Source organism: Mycolicibacterium lacusdiani (genome assembly GCF_021916785.1).
Lineage (GTDB): Bacteria > Actinomycetota > Actinomycetes > Mycobacteriales > Mycobacteriaceae > Mycobacterium > Mycobacterium lacusdiani.
Genome location: NZ_JAKCFC010000001.1, coordinates 924,857 through 944,922, shown reverse-complemented (window position 1 = coordinate 944,922; position 20,066 = coordinate 924,857). Strand labels below are relative to the sequence as shown.

Annotated in this window: 8 protein-coding genes; all 8 read left to right on the top strand. The window is 71.2% G+C overall.

The window, feature by feature from the left end:
• The first annotated feature begins 59 nt into the window (after positions 1–59).
• Genes LOK44_RS04565 through LOK44_RS04530 form a run of 8 tightly spaced genes read left to right on the top strand, consistent with a single transcriptional unit; the run spans position 60 to position 20,000 of the window.
• The gene (locus tag LOK44_RS04565) at positions 60–3,593 is read left to right on the top strand and encodes a non-ribosomal peptide synthetase (protein ID WP_237568827.1); all 3,534 of its coding nucleotides are present in this window, start codon (positions 60–62) and stop codon (positions 3,591–3,593) included.
• The gene (locus LOK44_RS04560) at positions 3,590–4,330 is read left to right on the top strand and encodes a thioesterase II family protein (RefSeq protein WP_237568826.1); all 741 of its coding nucleotides are present in this window, start codon (positions 3,590–3,592) and stop codon (positions 4,328–4,330) included. Before LOK44_RS04565 ends, LOK44_RS04560 begins: the two co-directional genes overlap by 4 nt.
• Positions 4,320–5,639: a beta-ketoacyl [acyl carrier protein] synthase domain-containing protein gene (locus LOK44_RS04555; RefSeq protein WP_237568825.1), complete on the top strand. Its 1,320-nt coding sequence runs from the start codon at positions 4,320–4,322 to the stop codon at positions 5,637–5,639. Before LOK44_RS04560 ends, LOK44_RS04555 begins: the two co-directional genes overlap by 11 nt.
• Entirely contained in the window at positions 5,639–8,617 is a 2,979-nt protein-coding gene (gene mbtD / locus LOK44_RS04550) for a mycobactin polyketide synthase MbtD (RefSeq protein WP_237568824.1), read from the top strand. Before LOK44_RS04555 ends, mbtD begins: the two co-directional genes overlap by 1 nt.
• The gene (locus LOK44_RS04545) at positions 8,610–14,096 is read left to right on the top strand and encodes a non-ribosomal peptide synthetase (RefSeq protein ID WP_372481170.1); all 5,487 of its coding nucleotides are present in this window, start codon (positions 8,610–8,612) and stop codon (positions 14,094–14,096) included. Before mbtD ends, LOK44_RS04545 begins: the two co-directional genes overlap by 8 nt.
• On the top strand, positions 14,081–18,475 hold the full coding sequence (locus LOK44_RS04540) for a non-ribosomal peptide synthetase (RefSeq protein WP_372481169.1): 4,395 nt from the start codon (positions 14,081–14,083) through the stop codon (positions 18,473–18,475). Before LOK44_RS04545 ends, LOK44_RS04540 begins: the two co-directional genes overlap by 16 nt.
• Positions 18,472–19,788, top strand: a complete 1,317-nt coding sequence (gene mbtG / locus LOK44_RS04535; protein WP_237568822.1) for an NADPH-dependent L-lysine N(6)-monooxygenase MbtG — start codon at positions 18,472–18,474, stop codon at positions 19,786–19,788. The genes LOK44_RS04540 and mbtG overlap by 4 nt, the downstream gene beginning before the upstream one ends.
• On the top strand, positions 19,785–20,000 hold the full coding sequence (locus tag LOK44_RS04530) for an MbtH family protein (protein ID WP_237568821.1): 216 nt from the start codon (positions 19,785–19,787) through the stop codon (positions 19,998–20,000). The genes mbtG and LOK44_RS04530 overlap by 4 nt, the downstream gene beginning before the upstream one ends.
• Positions 20,001–20,066: the final 66 nt, after the last annotated feature.

Sequence of the window (20,066 nt, the reverse complement as noted above, 5' to 3'; positions counted from 1 at the left end):
ACAATAGGGTAGCCTCCTCAAAGTTAGGGCAGCCTTTACTAATACTTGGAGGGACCACAGTGGGTGTTGCTGCGACGACTCCGCAGACCGTGGGCGACGAGGTCGCCGAGTTGCTCGGCGTCTCGCCCGAGGCGCTCGACCCCACTGCCGACCTGATCGCTTCGGGCCTGGACTCCATCCGCATGATGTCGCTGTCCGGACGATGGCGGAAGCAGGGCATCAACGTCGGATTCGCGGCGCTTGCCGCCAGCCCGACCGTCGAGGCGTGGGTCGATCTGGTCGCCGAGCACGCCGACCACCTCACCGCCACCGAACCTGCTGTCAACGAGCATGATTCGGCATCCGACGACGACCCCGGCGCGCCGTTCCCGCTGGCACCGATCCAGCACGCGATGTGGGTCGGCAGGCACGGCGAGCAGGAACTCGGCGGCGTGGCAGCGCACCTCTACGTGGAGTTCGACGGCACCGGCGTCGACCCGGAGCGGTTGCGCACGGCGGCAGCGAAACTCGCTGCGCGCCATCCCATGTTGCGCCAGGAGATCCTGCCCGACGGCACCCAGCGGATCAGCGACCGCGGACTCCCGGTCACAGTGTTCGACCTGCGCGACCTCGACGACGAAACCGCGCAGCAGCGACTCGAGGCCACCAGGGACGCGAAGTCGCATCAGCTGCTCGACGACGCCGTGCTGGAGATCTCGCTGTCGCTGCTGCCCGGCGGCGGCACGCGGCTGCACGTCGACATGGACATGCAGGCCGCCGACGCGGTCAGCTACCGCAACTTCATGGCCGACCTCGCCGCGCTCTACCGTGGCGCCGATCTGCCCGAACTCGGCTACACCTACCGCGAATACCGTGCCGCGCTGACCGCCACGACGCCACCGCCGTCCGAGGACGACCTCCAATGGTGGGCCGAGCGCGTGCCGGATCTGCCGGAACCGCCTGCGCTGCCGGTGGTTCCGCGCGACGAGCAGGCGAACCCGCTGCGCAACATCCGGTTGTGGCACGTATTCGACGTCCCCACCCGCGATGCCCTGTTCGCCGCGGCACACCGCCGCGGCCTCACGCCGGCGATGGCCGTCGCGGCGTCGTATGCGAATGCGTTGGCGCACTGGTCGACCAGTTCGCGGTTCCTGCTCAACCTGCCGATGTTCGGCCGCGAGCCCTACCACCCCGACGTCGACAAGCTGGTCGGCGACTTCACGTCGTCGCTCATGCTCGACATCGACCTCACCGGAACCACCACGGCCGCCGAGCGTGCCCGCGCGGTGCAGGAGGTCCTGCACGAGACCGCCAAGCATTCTGCCGTGTCGGGGCTGACCGTGCTGCGCGACGTGAGCCGCCACCGCGGCACGCAGACGCTGGCCACCATCGTCTACACCAGCGCGCTCGGGCTCGGCGACCTGTTCGCCGGTGACGTCACCGACCAGTTCGGCGAGCCCGTGTGGACGATCTCGCAGGGCCCGCAGGTGCTGCTCGACGCGCAGGCCACGCCGCTCGCGAACGGCCTGATGATCAACTGGGACGTCCGCGTCGAGGCGTTCCCGCCGGGTGTCCCCGAGGCGATGTTCGCCTACCAGGTGGCCGAACTGCGCAGGCTGGCCACCGATGACGCCGCATGGGACACGGCCGATCCGCCCGCCGTGTCCGAGGAGTCGCGCGCCGTCCGCAGCGCCGCCAACGCCACCGCGGCGCCGGCGAGCGGAGACAACCTGGTCGACGGGTTCTTCCGCAACGCCGAACGCACACCCGACGCGATCGCGGTCATCGGTAGCGCAGGCACGCTGACCTACGGAGAGTTGAAGGACCAGGTGCTGTCCATCGCGGCCGCACTGCAGTCGCGTGGCGTGCACCGCGGTGACGTCGTCGCGGTGCTGGGCCCCAAGAACCCCGAGCAGATTCCCGCCCTGCTGGCGATCCTGACCGCCGGTGCGGCTTACCTGCCGATCGGCGTCGACCAGCCCGCCGAACGCACGGCCCGGATCCTCGACACCGGCGGCGTCGAGTTCGCACTCGTCACCGGCACCGAGCTACCCGACGTGCTCGACGTCTGCGGGGTGCCTGCCCTCACCGTGGCCGACGCCGAGATCGTCGGTGACCCCGCCCATCTCGAGCCGACGGCGGCCGCGCCGAAGGACCTCGCGTACGTGCTGTTCACCTCCGGCTCCACCGGCGAGCCCAAGGGCGTCGAGCTGACGCACGGCGCCGTGATGAACACCCTCGAATTCCTCTACCGCCACTTCGAGATCGGACCGGACGACCGCGCGTTGGCGCTGTCGCACCTCGAATCCGACATGTCGGTGCCCGACGTCTTCGGCACCCTGCGGGCGGGCGGCGCCGTCGTCGTGGTCGACGAGGACCAGCGCCGGGACCCCGACTCGTGGGCTCTCCTCATCGACGAACACCGCGTCTCGGTCGTGAACTTCCTGCCCGGCTGGCTGGAGATGCTCACCGAGGTTGCGGGATCCCTGGCGTCGCTGCGGGTGGTCCTTGCCGGCGGTGACTGGGTGCGCCCGGACATGGTGCGCGCGTTGCGCAAACGCGTGCCCGGCGTGCGGTTCGCCGGCCTCGGTGGCGCCACCGAGACCGCGGTGCACGGCACCATCTACGAGGTCGGCGACGACCTCGACCGCGACCTGCCCGCCACCTGGACCTCGGTGCCCTACGGCGTGCCGTTCCCGAACAACGCCTGCCGCGTCGTGAACGTCAACGGCGAGGACTGCCCGGACTGGGTGCCCGGCGAACTCTGGTTCTCGGGCCGTGGGATCGCCCGCGGATATCGCGGCAGGCCCGACCTGACCGCAGAGAAGTTCGTCGAGTACGACGGGAGCACCTGGTACCGCTCGGGTGACCTGGTGCGCTACCGGCCGGACGGCACACTCGAATTCGTCGGACGCGCCGACCACCGGGTCAAGCTCAGCGGGTACCGCATCGAACTCGGCGAGGTCGAGGCTGCACTGTCGCGCGTGGACGGCGTCGCGGCTGCCGTGGCGGCAGTCGTACCCGCCGGCGCCTCCGGCCGTGGGCGCGACCTCCTTGGCGCCATGGTCCGCATCGACGACCCGGCCGTCGACACCGAGACCGTCGCCGCGCGGGTGGCCGACATCCTGCCGCCGCACATGGTTCCGCAACTGCTGGTCCCCACCGACCGAATCCCGTTCTACAACGGCAAGATCGACCGCAGGGGCATCGCGCAGTGGCTGGCCGAGGCCGGCGTGCCCGCCGAACGCAGCTACCGCGCGCCGTCGACCGCGCTGCAGCGGGCCTTGGCCGCCATCATCGGCGAGGTGCTCGGCCGCGACGACGCCGGCTCCGGAATCGGGCTGGACGACGACTTCTTCGCACTCGGCGGCGACTCGGTGCTCGCGACCGCGACGGTGGCACGCATCCGCGACTGGCTGGACACGCCGACCGTCATGGTGCCCGACGTCTTCGCGACGCGGACGGTCGAGGCACTGGCCGGCCGCCTGACCGCTCGGGAGGCAGGCAGCGACCGACTCGAACAGGTCGCCGAGCTGTACCTCGAGATCTCCGACATGGACAACGCCGAAGTGGTGTCCGAGTTGGAGCGGGCCGCCGTGCAGACCCAGTCATGACCGACGCCCGGTCACTCGTCGTCAAGCCGTGGGTCAAGCGGTACCCGGCCGATGGCGGACCCGCGACGCTGGTGTTCCCGCACGCGGGCGGGGCGGCACTGGCCTACCGGTCACTGGGTACCGCACTTGCGAAGGCAGGCAGCGACGCCTACGTGATGCAGTACCCGCAGCGCGGCGACCGCCTGTCGCAGCCCGCTCCCGCGACCGTTGGCGACCTGGCACGCGACCTCTTCGACGCGGGGGACTGGGCCGCGCTGGGTTCCATCCGGCTGTTCGGGCACTGCATGGGTGCGGTGGTCGCGTTCGAGTTCGCCCGCGTCGCCGAACGCGAAGGCGTCGAGATCGACGCGCTGTGGGTGTCGGCGAGCGAGGCGCCCTCGACGGTTGCCGCGGCACCCGATCTGCCGATGGCGCAGAGCGAGATCATCGCCGAGATGGTCGATCTGGGCGGCACCGACCCCCGGCTGCTCGACGACGACGACTTCGTCGAACTGCTCCTGATGGCGGTGCGCGCCGACTACTCGGCGTTCAACCGGTACGCGTGCGATGCCGGCGCGACGATCGCCGCGGACATCCACACCCTCGGCGGCGACCGGGACCACCGCGTCAGCGTGGACATGTTGCGCCGCTGGGAGACCCACACCACGGGCGCGTTCACGCTGTCGATGTTCGACGGCGGACACTTCTTCGTCAACGACCACACCGCAGAGGTGGCGGAGCTGGTCAATGACGTCTGACGATCCGGTGGTGATCGTGGGCATGGCGATCGAGGCGCCCGGCGGCGTCACCGACGCCGACTCCTACTGGTCACTGCTCTCGGAGCAACGCGAAGCCCTCGGGTGCTTCCCGACCGACCGCGGCTGGGCCGTCCGCGACCTGCTCGACGGTTCCCGGCGCGACGGGTTCAAGCCGATTCACGACCTGGGCGGATTCCTCGACGACGCAGCGGCATTCGACTCGGCCTTCTTCAGCATCTCCCCGCGCGAGGCGGTGGCGATGGACCCGCAGCAGCGGGTGGCGTTGCGGCTCGCGTGGCGGGCTCTGGAGAACAGCGGCATCAACCCCGACGACGTCGCAGGACACGACGTCGGCTGCTACGTCGGCGCGTCCTACCTGGAGTACGGCCCGGAGTTGGCCGAGTACTCCAACCACAGCGGGCATCTGATCACCGGCACGTCGCTGGGCGTCATCTCCGGACGCATCGCCTACACGCTGGACCTCGCGGGCCCTGCGATGACCATCGACACCTCGTGCTCCTCGGCGCTGACCGCCTTCCACATGGCCGCCCAGGCCATCCGGTCGGGGGACTGCGACCTGGCCCTGACCGGTGGCGTCTGCGTGATGGGCACACCGGGATACTTCGTCGAGTTCTCCAAGCAGCACGCGCTGTCCGACGACGGCCGCTGCCGCCCATACAGTGCGCTCGCGAGCGGCACGGTCTGGGCCGAGGGGGCAGCGATGTTCCTGCTGCAGCGGCGATCCCGTGCACTGGCCGATGGGCGGCACGTCCTCGCGGAGGTCCTGGCCTCGACCGTGAACCAGGATGGTCGCACCGTGGGCCTCACCGCACCGAGTGGTACGGCGCAGGCCCGGCTGTTCGGCAAGGCCATCGACACCGCAGGTGTGCGCCCGCAGGACGTGGGCATGATCGAGGGCCACGGCACCGGCACCCGCCTCGGTGACCGCACCGAGCTGCGCTCTCTGGCCCAGACGTACGGTGCCACCGCAGCGGGTGCCGGCGCGCTGCTCGGGTCGGTCAAGTCGAACTTCGGCCACGCGCAGGCGGCAGCCGGCGGGCTCGGCCTGGCCAAGGTGCTCGTCGCAGCGCGCCATGGAGCCGTTCCGGCGACCCTGCACGTCGACGAGGCCAGCCGCGAGATCGACTGGGATTCCCAAGGTCTGCGCCTGGCCACCAAGCGGACGCCGTGGCCCGCGACCGACGGCAGCCGCATCGCGGCGGTGTCGGCGTTCGGCATGAGCGGAACCAACGCCCACGTCGTGGTGTCGATGCCCGATCACCAGAGCCCCGACGGGGAGGCCGCCTGATGGTCGGCACCCTGCTGCCCGATGGGCGCACCCCGGTCCTGCTGAGCGCCCACGCCGAGGGCCTCGTCGCCACCGACGCCGCGGCGATCCTCACCTACCTCGACCGCCGCCCGGCCACCGAGGTGGCGGACGTCGCGTCGACACTGCTCCGCACCCGTCGCCTGCGCCGCCACCGGGCCGTGATCCGCGCCGCCCACGTCGACGAATTGCGCGCGGGTCTCACGGCCCTCGCGGTGGGCGACGATCATCCACTGATCACCAGGGCGACGGCGCCCGCCGCCCAGGCGGGCAATCCCCGCGTCGCCTTCGTCTTCCCCGGGCAGGGCAGTCAGTGGCCGTCGATGGGCGCCGCTGCCTACGACCGCCTGCCCGAATACCGGGCCGAGGTCGACGCGTGCGCGGCGGTGTTCTCCGCGGCCGGCGCGGCATCACCGCTGGACTACCTGCTGGCCGAGCCGGGTGCCCGGACCAACGACTTCAGCCAGATCCAGATCCAGGGCGCGCAGTTCGTCCACGGGGTGGCGCTGGCGCGCGTCTGGCGATCGGCAGGCGTGCTGCCCGACGTCACCGTCGGCCACAGCCTCGGCGAGATCGGCGCCGCCTACGTCGCGGGCGCGATCACCCTCCCCGTCGCCGTCGGCGTCGTGATCGCGCGTGCCACCCTGCTCGACCGGCTGACCGGCCCCTACCGCGTCGCCGTCCTCGGGATCACCGAGGACGAGGCCCGCGACGTCATCGCGCACACCCCGGGTTGGCTGGAGCTGTCGGTCGTGAACTCGAAGTCGTCGGTCGCGGTGTCCGGCGACGGTGACGCCGTCGCCGCCGCGGTCCGCACCGTGAGCGAACACGGATCGTTCGCCAAGCCGATCGAGATGTGGTTTCCCGCGCACACCACCGCGCTGGACCCGATGCGCTCCGAACTCGACGACCTGTTACCCGGTGGCGAGTTCCTCGACACGCCGATTCAATTCATCGGATCGGCGACGGCCGACGTCGTGCCGCCGGGCACCCCGTTTGGCGACTATTGGTACGGCAACCTGCGGTCCACCGTCCGATTCGACCGTGCCGTCGCCGCAGCCGTCGACAGGGGAGCGCGCACCTTCGTCGAGATGTCGGCTCACCCCGCACTGCTGTTCGCCATGGGCGACGTGCTCGACGATCTGCCCGACGTGGCCGAGGGCACCGTCACGATGGTCGGCTCCGGCCGGCGCGACGAGGACGTCACCGACTGCCTGTCGGCCAACATCGCGGCAGTGGCCGCCGCGGACGTGAGTCACCGCTGGACGGTTCCGATCGATGGATCGCGGAAACCGCTGCGCGACTTTCCGTTCGCCCCGATGCGGGCAGACCGGCACTGGGCCACCCCGGAACCGCTCCCGCCGATCGCCGGCATCACCGTCGCCGTCGAGCAGTGGCAGCCGGTCCCGGCCGCCACAGTCGGCGCCGTGCGCCGCGTCGCCGTCCTCGACGCCGGGGGAGACCAACCGCTCGCCGGCGCGCTGCGCACGGCCGTCGACCGCGCCGACGGAGTACGGCAGGCCCACCTCGTCGCCGCGGACGTCCTCGTCGTCGTCGCCGACCACGTCGCGCAGGACGACGCCGTCGCGGCGGCAGGCGATCTCGCCGACCGCTGGGAGCGCGGCCTGCTGAGCTATGTCGATGCCGTCACCCCGACCCACCGCGACGTGTGGCTGGTCACCGTGGGTGCTGAACGCGTCGGCGCGGCCGACCCGGCGCCGCTGCCCTTCCCAGCCGCCTTGGCGTCGATGCACCGCAGCATCGGTCTCGAATACCCCGACCACTGGTTCCGGCACCTCGATCTGGCCGACGACCACGACGTCTCGGCGGACGCGCTGGCGACGGCACTGCTCGGCGACGGTGACGTCGTCGCCATCCGCAATGTGGGCTCCGCACCGGTGGCACACCAGCGGTCGACGCGCGACGCGCCCGCCGCGCCATCGTGGTCGGCGGACTCCGGGGTCCTCGACGAGGTGGTCATCACCGGCGGCGGCGGCGCCATCGGACTGCACTATGCGCGGGCGCTCGCCGAATGTGGCGCACGCCGCATCGTGCTGCTGAGCCGCGGCGGCGCCGACACCGCAGTGCTGCGCCGTCTCACCACGACCCACGGCACCGAGATCCTGGCACCACCGTGCGACGTCACCGACCGGGCCGGCCTCGCCGCCACGGCAGCCGAGTTCGGCGGTGACGGCGCGACACTGGTCGTCCACGCCGCTGGTGCTGCCGTCATCGCATCGCACCGCGACCTGACGACGGCAGGCGTGCGCGACACGTTCGGCGCCAAGGTCGCCGGTCTCGGCCACCTCGTCGACGAGTGGCCACTGCGCGCCGACGCGCGAATCCTGCTGTGCTCCTCCGTGTCCGGACTCTGGGGCGGCCGCGGGCATGCCGCCTACTCCGCCGCCAACCGGCTGCTCGACGTCATGGCCGTCCACCTACGCGCCCGGGGACGGCACTGCACCGCCGTGCGATGGGGGCTGTGGCAGGACACCGGCATCATCGACGCCGACGAGATCGCCCGCGTCCAACGCTCGGGGCTGCTGGCCATGTCCCCGGACCGTGCCGTCGAGGAGAGCCTGCGCGATCACGCCGACGACCCGCTGGTGTTCTCGGCGGACCCGAACCGGCTGCGCGCCTTCCTCGGTCACGCCGACACCGCCGCAGCCGCGGCACCGTCCGCCGAGGGCGCCGACGTCCCGGGCGGTCTCGATGCGACCGACACCATGCGCCTCGCCCTCGGTTCGGTGCTGAGCCTGGCCGATGCGGGCGGCATCGACCTCGACGCGTCCCTGCTCGACCTCGGCGTCGACTCGCTCCTGGCGCTCGACCTGAGGAAGAAGCTCAAGAAGGCCACCGGGCGAACGGTCCCGCTGGCCACGATTCTCGGCGGCGCAACCGCAGCCGAATTGATCGAACACCTGAACCGACCCGACCAGAAGGCGCTCATTCGTGACTGACATCGCAGACGGCACCCGCACCGGTAGCGACTCCAGGCTGGAGTTGATGCGCCGCAAGCTCGCCGAGCGCGGACTGGCAGGCGCGTCCGGTGCGTCGCAGGCCGCCGCCGTCGACCCGACCGCGCTGTCGGACGGCCAGCGCCGGATGTGGTTCGTGCAGGCCGCCGAGCCGAGCGGCGTCCTGCTCAACATCTGCCTGTCCTACCGGTTGACCGGCGCACTCGACGCGCAGCGGCTGCACGACGCCCTCGACGCCGTGGCCCGGCGGCACCCCATCCTGCGGACGACCTACCGCGCCGACGAGAACGGCGAGCCGCGTGCCACCGTGCACGACGACCTCACCCCCGGCTGGGCGGTGCACGACCTGTCGGACAAGTCCGAACGGGCCCGCGCACTGAGGCTCGAGGTGCTCGCGCAGCGCGAGTTCGGCGCGCCGTTCGACCTGACCACCGATGCGCCACTGCGCATCACGCTGATCCGGACCGCCGCGGCCGAGCACGTCATGCTGCTCGTCGCGCACCACATCGCGTGGGACGACGGGTCGTGGGGCGTGTTCTTCCCCGACCTCACCCGCGCCTACTCCGGCGAGACGCTGCGGCCGACGCCGCGGCGGGTCGCGACACCGGACGACACGGCCGCCGACGACATCGACTACTGGCGAGCGGTGATGGCCGCCCCGCCCGAGCCGCTGGAACTCCCCGGCCCCAACGGATCTGCCGTCCCGATCAGCTTCCGATCCCAGCGCAGCACCCTGCGGCTGTCCGCCGAGACCGTCGGCAAGGTCGCCGACTTCGCCCGCGACACCGGCGCCACGCCCTACATGGTGCTGCTGGCCGCATTCGGCGCGCTCGTCCACCGCTACACCCACGCCGACGACTTCCTCGTCGCGACGCCAGTCCTCAACCGCGACACCGACGAGACCATCGGCTACTACGGCAACACCGTGGCGATGCGGCTGCGGCCGACCGGACGCGAGAGCTTCCGCGACCTCGTGGACGCGACGCGTGACACCGCGCTCGGTGCGTTCGCCCACCAGCGGGTCAACCTCGACCGCGTGGTGCGCGAACTGAACCCCGACCGGCGCCACGGTGCCGAGCGAATGACCAGGGTCAGCTTCGGGTTCCGCGAGCCCGACGGCGGCGGGTTCAGCCCCGACGGCGTCCACAGCGAGCGCGCCGAATTGCGAGGGCACATCACCCAACTGCCCCTTGGCTTCATGATCGAACTCGACGCCGACGGCGCGGTGGTGGAAGCCGAACACCTCACCGAGGTGCTCGACGCCGGGCTGGCCGCCCAGATGCTGCGCCACTTCGCGGTGCTGCTCGACGACGCGCTCGCCGCACCCTCGACGCCGCTGTCACGGCTGCGGCTGTTCTCCGCGCAGGACTCCGAGTGGATGCACGCGGTCGCGACAGGGGAGCACTTCGAGACGTCCGCGACCACGCTGACCGATCTGGTCACGGCGCAGGCTGCCCGGACACCCGACAACGTCGCGATCGTCTTCGAGGGCAGGCACTACACCTACCGCGAACTCAACGAGGCCTCGAACCGGCTGGCGCACTGGCTGATCAGCCAGGGCATCGGTACCGAGGACCGGGTGGCGGTACTGCTGGAGAAGTCACCGGAACTCGTGATCACGGCGTTGGGCGTCGTCAAGGCCGGTGCGGTGTACCTGCCGGTCGATCCGACCTACCCCGAGGACCGGCTGAACTACATCCTCGCCGACTCCGACCCCAAACTCGTACTGCGCGACGCCGTGACCGGCCTGGACGACTACCCGGCGTCCGACCCGACCGACGCCGGCCGGGTGCGCCCGCTGCTGCCCGACAACACCGCGTACCTGATCTACACGTCCGGGTCGACCGGACTGCCCAAGGGCGTGCCGGTTCCGCACCGTCCGATCGCCGAGTACTTCGTGTGGTTCGGCGAGGACTACGCGGTGTCGCAGGACGACCGCCTGCTGCAGGTGGCGTCGCAGAGCTTCGACGTGTCGATCGGCGAGATCTTCGGCATGCTCGCAGCCGGTGCGCGGCTGGTCATCCCGCGCCCGGGCGGCCTCGGCGACATCGGCTACCTGACCGACCTACTGCGCGACGAGGGCATCACCTCGATGCACTTCGTGCCGTCCCTGCTCGGCCTGTTCCTGTCACTGCCCGGCGTGAACGAATGGCGCACCCTGCAGCGCGTGCCCATCGGCGGTGAGGCGCTGCCCGGCGAGATCGCCGACAAGTTCCACGCCACGTTCGACTCGCTGCTGCACAACTTCTACGGCCCCACCGAGACCGTGCTCAACTGCACCCGGTACAAGGTCGAGGGCACCCAGGGCGCCAGGATCGTGCCCATCGGCACCCCGAAGATCAACACCCACATCCACCTGCTCGACGACGCACTGCAACCCGTCCCGGTGGGCGTCATCGGCGAGATCTACATCGGCGGCAGCCACGTAGCCCACGGCTACCACGGCCGGCCCGGTCTCACCGCCGAACGCTTCGTCGCCGACCCGTTCAACCCCGGTGCGCGGATGTACCGCTCGGGTGACCTCGCGCGCCGAAACGCCGACGGCGACGTCGAATTCGTCGGCCGCGCCGACGAGCAGGTCAAGATCCGTGGCTTCCGCATCGAACTCGGCGAGGTGGCCGCGGCCATCTCCGTCGACCCGTCGGTGGGCCAGGCCGTGGTCCTCGTCAGCGATCTGCCGACGCTCGGCAAGAGCCTCGTCGCCTACGTGACACCGGCCGCCGACGCCGAGATAGTGGAGATCGACCGGATCCGGGCCCGGGTGGCCGCGGCCCTGCCGGAGTACATGATTCCGGCGGCCTACGTGGCGATCGACGAGATCCCGATCACCGCGCACGGCAAGATCGACCGTCGAGCGCTGCCCGAGCCCGAAATCGGATCGGCCACCGAGTACCGCGAACCGGCCACCGACACCGAGCGCCGCATCGCCGAACTCTTCGCCGAGCTGCTCGATCGCGACCAGGTCGGTGCGGACGACTCGTTCTTCGATCTCGGCGGGCACTCGTTGCTGGCCACGAAACTCGTTGCAGCGGTGCGCTCCCGGTGCGGCGTCGACGTCGGCGTCCAAAACGTGTTCGAACACGCGACGGTGTCCGGCCTCGCCCGCCACGTCGACGAGCTGATCGCCACGGGTGGCGCGTCGGGACGACCCGGCATCGTCGCCATCCCGCACGACGGGCCGATGCAGATGTCGGCGGCTCAGCTGCGGCAGTGGTTCCAGTTCCGCATCGACGGGCCGAACCCCGTCAACAACATCCCGTTCGCCGCCCGCGTCACCGGACCCAGCGACGTCGAGGCGCTCGTCGCCGCGATCGACGACGTCGTCGAACGGCACGAGATCCTGCGCACCACCTACCGCGAGATCGACGGCGCGCCACACCAGGTGATCAACCCGGCGGCACCGCTGCGGGTGCGGCGAGCCCGTGGCGACGGCGACGAGTGGCTCCGACGCGAACTCGACGCCGAGCGCAAGTACTGCTTCGAGCTGGAGACCGACTGGCCCATCCGCGCGGCCGTGCTGTCCACGCCCGACTACCACGTGCTCTCGATCGTCGTGCACCACATCGCCGCCGACCACTGGTCGGCCGGAGTGCTGTTCACCGACGTGCTCACGGCCTACCGGGCGCGGCGAGGCGGGCAGACCAGCACGGCGCTGGACCCGCTGCCCGTGCAGTACGCCGACTTCGCCGCCTGGCAGAACCAACTGCTCACCGAGGAGGGCTCGGCGGGAGCAGCCGTCGCCGCGCAGCGCGAGTACTGGATCGCACAGCTCGCCGACCTGCCCGAGGAGAACGGGCTGCGCCCCGACTTCCCGCGTCCGCCCGTGCCGTCGGGTGGCGGTGACGCACTGGCCTTCGACGTCGACGGCTCCACGCGCGCCCGGCTGGTCGAGCTGACCCGCGAACTCGGCGTCACCGAGTTCATGCTGCTGCAGGCCGCGGTGGCCGTGGCGCTACACGCGGCGGGGGAGGGCGTCGACATCCCGCTCGGCACCCCCGTCGCCGGTCGCACCGAACCGCAGCTCGACCAGCTGATCGGGTTCTTCATCAACATCGTCGTCCTGCGCAACGACCTGTCGGGCAACCCGACGCTGCGCGAGGTGCTGCGGCGGTCACGGGAGATGGCGCTGGGTGCGTACGCGCACCAGGACCTGCCGTTCGACCGGGTCGTCGACGCCGTCGCCCCCGTGCGGTCGCTGTCGCGCAACCCGCTGTTCGGCGTCGTGGTCCACGTGCGCGAGGAACTGCCTGCCGACATGGTCATCGACGGCGGAGGGCAGGAGCGCAGCGACCCGGGAAGCAAATCGAGTCCCGACGGCGAAACGCGTTTCACCGCAGTGGAGCCGACCTTCGACGTCGCGCACGCCGACCTGTCGGTGAACTTCTTCGCCACGGCCGGCGCGGGCTACCAAGGCACCGTCATCTACCGCACCGAACTCTACGAGCGCGGCACCGCCGAACGGCTGGTCGCCTCCCTGCACCAGGTCCTCGACGCGTTCGCCAGCGACGCCTCGCAGACGCTGCGCGACGTCATCGTCGTCGACCCGGGCGAGCGACGCCGCATCGTCGGCGAGTGGAGCCTGCGGGCCGTTGCGCCGGAGGGGTCGACGCACGCCGCGAACGCCACCCACGTGTACGTGCTCGACCAGTGGCTGGAACCGACCGGCGTCGGCGTCATCGGCGACGTCTACTACGCGGGCGGGGCGGTCGACGACGCGCATCGGCATGCGGAGTCGGCAGGCAACGTCGCGAGCACGTCGCGTTTCGTGGCGAACCCGTTCGACGGTGGGGCGAGGCTATACCGGACCGGTGAGCGCGCCCGGTGGACCGACGACGGCAGGCTCGACGTCGTCGACGCCGTGGATCACCGACTGCAGGCCGCGCTCGAAGCGGTCGACGGCGTGGCGGCCGCAGCCACCCGGCACTGGCCCGCTCGGGTCGGCACTCGACTCGCCGGATACGTCGTGCCACGCGAGCACATCACCGACGCGGCCGAGCGCAGTCGGTTCGCCGACGCCGTCACCGCGGCGCTGCCCGAGGGCCTGGTTCCGCCCGCGATCACCGTGGTCGACGACCTGGCCCCGGAATCGTTGAGCCGCCCGGTCTTCCGCGCGGTGACGTCGACCGAACCGGCCCGCACGGACACCGAACGCGCGCTCGCCGTGATGCTGGTCGACGTGCTCGGTTGTGCGGCAGTCGGTCGCCACGACGACTTCTTCACCCTCGGCGGTGACAGCATCCTCGCCGTGCAGCTGGCGGCCCGGGCGCGCGACACCGGTGTGCCGCTCACCGCGCGCATGGTGTTCGAGCACCCAGAACTGGCCAAACTCGCCGCCGCCGTCGATGCCAAGGCAGGCAGCGGCTCCGTCACGACCGCCGACACGCACCACGCGCCGATGGCCGCGTCCGGTCTGTCGGCCGACGAACTGGCGGCGCTGACGGCCGGATGGGGCCAGGAGTGAGCCCCCCCGCGAGTCCGATCGCGGACGTCCTGGCGCTGAGCCCCCTGCAGCAGGGGCTCTACTCGCTGGCGGGGCTGACCGACCGCGAGGACGGCGCCGACCCGTACGTCATCGCGATGGCCGCGGACGTCGAGGGCACCCTCGACCCGGAACTGCTCCGCGACTGCGCCGAGAAGCTTCTGGTGCGGCACCCCAACCTGCGCTCCAGCTTCGTCCAGGGCAACCTCAGCAAGGCCGTCGCCGTCGTACCCTCGGCCGTCGAACTGCCCTGGCGACACGTCGTCGCGTCCGCCGCCGAGGCCGTCACACTGGAGGACGAGGAACGACGCCGATCCTTCGACTTGGGCAGGGGCCCGGTCATTCGGTTCCTGCTCGTCGAGAAGCCCGGTCTGCGTTGGCGTCTGGTCGTGGTGGCCCACCACATCGTGATCGACGGCTGGTCGCTGCCGGTGTTCGTCGGCGAACTCATCGCCCTGTACTGCGCGGGTGGGGACGTCGACGCGCTGCCGCAGGCACCGCGGCCCTACCGCGACTACATCGGCTGGCTGGCCGGACGCGACCAGGAGGCGAGCCGCGTGCGGTGGCGCACCCACCTCGCCGACCTGACCGGGCCGACGCTGCTGTCGCCTGCACTGTCGGGTCGCGAGGCGACACCCGGCCTGCCGCAGCGCACCGAGGTCACGCTCGACGAGCTGGACACCACCGCCATCCTCGAATCCGCCCGCGCCAAGGGTGTCACGGTCAACACGCTGTTCCAAATGGCCTGGGCGGCAATACTGTCGACGTTCACCGACCGCACCGACGTGGTCTACGGCGTCACCGTGTCGGGCCGCCCCGACGAGCTGAGCGGCGTCGAGTCGATGGTCGGCCTGTTCATCAATACCGTGCCGCTGCGTGTGCGGGTCGACCCGGCCGAGACGGTGCGCCGGCAGTGCCTGGCACTGCAGCGCGAGGCCGCCGAACTGCGCGACCACAGCTACCTCAGCCACACCGAGCTTCGGACCCTCGGCGGCATCGGCGAGCTGTACGACACGTTGCTCGTCTACGAGAACTTCCCGCCGGGCGGCCTGGGGGGCAGCGACGAGTTCCCGCTCCACGGTGCCGTGCTCAAACCTGCTGCGCTGGAGAGCCTCTCGCACTTCCCAGTGACGATCGCCGCGCATCCCACCCACGGCAAGCTCACCGTGCTCGTCGAGACCCTCGACGGCGTACTGGGAACCCTGCGGCCCGAGGATCTTGGCAGGCGGGTGCTCACGGTCGTCGAGCGCCTCCTCGCCGCGTGGGACCGGCCGCTGCGCGAGGTCGCCGTCACCCTCGACGGCGAGGTGCGCGATGACACGCCAGGCGTCTTGGAGGCGCCGCTCGGTGGGTTCCACACCGCGGTCGGCGCCGTGGCTGCCGAGCGGCCGGACACGACCGCGCTGAGCTGGAGTGGCGGGCGACTGACCTACCGCGAACTCGACGACGCGGCCGACCGTCTCGCAGCCGATCTGGTGCGGCGTGGCGTGGGTACCGAGACGCCGGTCCCGATCCTGCTGCGCCGGGGTCCGGACTACGTGGTCGCCATGCTCGCCGTGCTCAAGGCAGGCGGCATGATCGTGCCGCTGGACCCCTCGATGCCCGCCGATCGGGTCGACGAGATCGTCGGGCAGACGGGCGCCGCACTCGTCGTCGACGACGCGGTGGTGGCCGCCGCGACGTCGACACCTCCGGCGTCCTACCGGCCCGCGGACGTCGGCCCCGGACAGGGCGCCTACGTCGTGTTCACCTCCGGAACCACGGGAAAGCCCAAGGGCGTCATCGGAACCCACGCCGCCCTGCTGTCCTACGGCGCCGACCACGTGCGCAACGTCGTGGCTCCCGCTGCCCGGTGGCTCGGCCGCCCGCTGCGCATCGCCCACGCCTGGTCGTTCACGTTCGATGCGGCGTGGCAGCCGCTCGCCGCGCTGCTCGACGGGCACGCGGTGCACATCGTCGGTGACGACGTGCAGCGCGACGCGGAGTCACTGGTCGAGGAGATCGGTCGCCAGCGGATCGACATGATCGACACCACGCCGTCCATGTTCACCCAGTTGCGCGCCGCCGGTCTGCTGTCGACCGTGCCGCTGGCCGTCCTCGCGCTCGGCGGCGAGGCGATCGACACCGGCACTTGGCGGGCGATCCAGGACGAATGCGCGCGCACGGGCATGTCCGCCCACAACTGCTACGGGCCCACCGAGACCACGGTCGAAGCCGTCGTCGCCGCGATCGCCGACCATCCCGCCCCGTGCATCGGTCAACCCACGGACTCGACCACCGCCTACGTGCTCGACGCCTGGCTCCGACCGGTCCCCGACGGCGTGGCGGGGGAGCTGTACCTCACCGGCGGTCAGCTGACCCGGGGTTACCTCGGTCGTGCCGCGGAGACCGCGGGCCGCTTCGTCGCCGACCCGTTCCGGCCGGGCGCACGGATGTACCGCACCGGTGACGTGGTGCGGCTCACCGACTCCGAGCCGGCTGCGATCCAGTTCCTCGGCCGCAGCGACGACCAGGTCAAGATCCGTGGGTTCAGGGTGGAACCCGGCGAGGTCGCCGCGGCGCTGCACCGGCATCCCGACGTCCGCGGTGCGCACGTCGCCGTGCGGCGGCACCGCAGCGGTCCCCGGCTCGTCGCGTACGTCGCGACGAAGGCCGACGCCGCCGACCTGCGCCGGATGTTGACCGCGACATTGCCGAGATACCTGGTGCCGCACCATGTCTACGTCGTCGACGAGATTCCGCTGACCCGCCACGGCAAGGTCGACGACGCCGCGCTGGCGGCCATCGACGCGATCCGCAGGCCCGATCAGAGCGAGGGGCCGGCCACCGACACCGAGGCCGTGCTTTCCGAGGTGCTGGCCGAGATGCTGGACGCGCCGACGGTGGACGTCACGGCTGACTTCCTCGACCTGGGACTCGACAGCATCGTTGCGCTGTCGGTCGTGCAGGCGGTGCGGCGGCGGGGTTTGAGCTTGCGCGCGCGACTGATGCTCGACTGCTCGACCGTGCGCGAACTGGCCGCGGCGATGGACTCCGACACCGCCGACCACGAGCGGGCATTCGACGAGGACGGCGAACCGATCCCGCTGCTGCCGAACGGGCACTGGCTGCTCGCCCACGGCGATGCCCGCCGACTGGCGCAGTCGGAGGCGATCCGCCTGCCCGAGGGCGTCACCCGCGATCACCTGGACGCCATGCTGCGCAGCGTGATCGACGGTCATGCCGTGCTGCGCAGCCGCCTCGACGTCGAGACCATGACGCTGGTCGCGCATCCCGTCGGCGACGTGCTGTCCGAGGTCGTCGTCTCCGGCGACATGCCGACCGCGGTCACCACGCAGACCGGCCTCGCGGTGGAACGCCTCGACCCCCGGCGCGGCGTGATGCTCGACGCGGTGTGGATGCGCCCGGCCGACGGCGGCCCCGGCGTGCTGCTGCTCACCCCGCACGTGCTGGCCGTCGACCCCGCGTCGTGGCGGATCGTGCTGGGCGAACTCGAAACCGGTTGGCACGCAGTGACTGCCGGGCGCACGCCGGTGCCTGCGCGCGAGCACACCCCGCTCGGAACCTGGTCGAGACTGCTGCACGACCGCGCCATGAAGCTCGAGACGGTCGACTTCTGGGCCGCGCAGGTCGAGGGGCCCGACCCCGATCTCGGCACGCGGCGCGTCGATCCCGACCGCGACCGGGTGGCGGACGTCGTGGTCACGCTGGCCCTCGCCGACCCCGACCTGACCGAGCGGGTGCTCGCCGGCCCCGTGCCGACCACCGAGGTGTTGATCGCGGCGACGGCACGCATGGTGGATCGGTGGCGGCGGAGGCGCGGCCAGCCGACACCACCACCGCTGCTGGCGCTGGAGACCCACGGCCGCGCCGATGCCGTCGTGTCCGAGGGCATCACGGGCCACGTCGTCGACACCGGCGACACCGTCGGCCTGCTCAGCGCCATCTACCCGATGCGGATCGACGCCACCGACGCCGCAGCGGTCGCGGCCCGGCTGGCGTGCATTCCCGGCGACGGCATCGACTACGGGTTGCTGCGCTACCTGCGCCCCGACGCCGCCGAACGGCTTGGCGCACATCGTGATCCGCAGGTGCTGGTGAACTTCCTCGGACGGTTCCACCAGGATGCCGCCGCCAACGCCCTGCGATCCGACCGCGCGCTGCTGACCGATGCGTCGCGCCTGCCGGAGCCCAACCTCGCCGTACGCCACGAGCTGACGCTCATGGCCGCGGTGCTGGAACGGGACGGCAGGCCGGTACTCGGAATCCAGTGGCGCACATTGCCCGACATCCTGTCCGCCGACGATGTCGCGATCCTGCAGACGTCGTGGCTGGACGCCCTGCGAGAGGTGACCGAATGACGATCGAACCCAAGACCCTGGCCGTCGTCGGCGCGGGTGCCAAGGCCGTCGCCATCGCGGCGAAGGCCGCCGAGCTGCGCGCGATGGGCGTCGACGCACCCGACCTCATCGCCGTCGAACGGTCGGGCGTCGCCGCCAACTGGCAGTCCGGCGGCGGCTGGACCGACGGCAACCACAGGTTGGGCACCGGCCCCGAGAAGGACGTCGGCTTCCCGTACCGGTCGTCGCTGGTCCCGCGCCGCAACGGCGAACTCGACGAGCGGATGACCCGGCACAGCTGGCAGGCCTACCTCGTCGCCACGGGGCAGTTCGCCGAGTGGATCGACCGGGGCCGCCCGGCGCCCACGCACCGGCGGTGGAGCCAGTACCTGCGCTGGGTGGCCGACGACATCGGGATGCCCGTCGTTCGGGGTGAGGTGGAACGGATCTCGGTCTCGACAGAGGAAGGCGGGGAGCGGTGGTCGCTGCACACCGCCGAGACGACCGTGCGCGCCGACGGGGTGGTCATCACCGGGCCCGGGCAGGCCGAACGGTCGGTGCTGCCCGGCAACCCGCGGGTCATGTCGATCGCCCAGTTCTGGCACCACGCCGCCTCGCACGAACGCATCTCCGCCGAGCGGGTGGCCGTCATCGGTGGCGGTGAGACGGCCGCGTCGATGCTCAACGAGCTGTTCCGGCACCGGGTTTCGACGATCACGGTGATCTCGCCGTCGGTCACCCTGTTCACCCGCGGGGAGAGCTTCTTCGAGAACACCCTGTTCTCCGACCCGACCGGCTGGACGAGCCTGACGCTCGCCGAACGGCGCGACGCGCTGGCCCGCACCGACCGCGGCGTGTTCTCGGCGCGCGTGCAGGACGCGCTGCTGGCCGACGACCGGATCCGGCACCTGCGTGGGCGGGTGGCACACGCCGTGGCACGCGACGGCCGAATCCGGTTGACGCTCAGCACCAACACCGCAGGCGAGGCCGTCGAGACCGTGCACGGTTTCGACCTCGTCATCGACGGATCGGGTGCCGACTCGCTGTGGTTCCTGCCGCTGTTCGACCAGGATGCGCTCGACGTCTTGGAACTCGGGATGGGCGGTCCGCTCAGCGGTGAGCTGCTGCAGGAGTCGATCGGCTACGACCTCGCCGTCGTCGGGGTCCATCCGAAGTTGTTCCTGCCCGGCCTGTCCGGGCTGACCCAGGGGCCCGGCTTCCCGAACCTGAGTTGCCTTGGCATGCTGTCCGACCGCGTCCTGGGCTCGGATCTCACCGCGGCGCAGCCCATCGCCGCGTTCGCCCGATCACGACTCGATGAGGAGACTCGATGAGCACCAACCCCTTCGACGACGAGAACGCAGGCTTCTACGTCCTGGTCAACGACGAGGAGCAGCACAGCCTGTGGCCGGTCTTCGCCGACGTTCCCGCCGGCTGGCGCGTCGTGTTCGGCGAGAGCACCCGGGCCGACTGCCTGGCCTTCGTCGAGGAGAACTGGACCGACCTGCGGCCGAAGAGCCTGCGCGACGCGATGGCTGCCGGCTGACCTCTTCGTCTCCCTTCTTCCCGCGAGCGTGCGTGTCTGCGGGCGACACGCCGCGTTCAGACCCGA

Bases quoted from the DNA above. Each gene is read 5' to 3' on its own strand.
- LOK44_RS04560 (WP_237568826.1), top strand. From the start codon at position 3,590: ATGACCGACGCCCGGTCACTCGTCGTCAAGCCGTGGGTCAAGCGGTAC.
- LOK44_RS04555 (WP_237568825.1), top strand. From the start codon at position 4,320: ATGACGTCTGACGATCCGGTGGTGATCGTGGGCATGGCGATCGAGGCG.
- mbtD (WP_237568824.1), top strand. From the start codon at position 5,639: ATGGTCGGCACCCTGCTGCCCGATGGGCGCACCCCGGTCCTGCTGAGC.
- LOK44_RS04540 (WP_372481169.1), top strand. From the start codon at position 14,081: ATGGGGCCAGGAGTGAGCCCCCCCGCGAGTCCGATCGCGGACGTCCTG.
- mbtG (WP_237568822.1), top strand. From the start codon at position 18,472: ATGACGATCGAACCCAAGACCCTGGCCGTCGTCGGCGCGGGTGCCAAG.
- LOK44_RS04530 (WP_237568821.1), top strand. From the start codon at position 19,785: ATGAGCACCAACCCCTTCGACGACGAGAACGCAGGCTTCTACGTCCTG.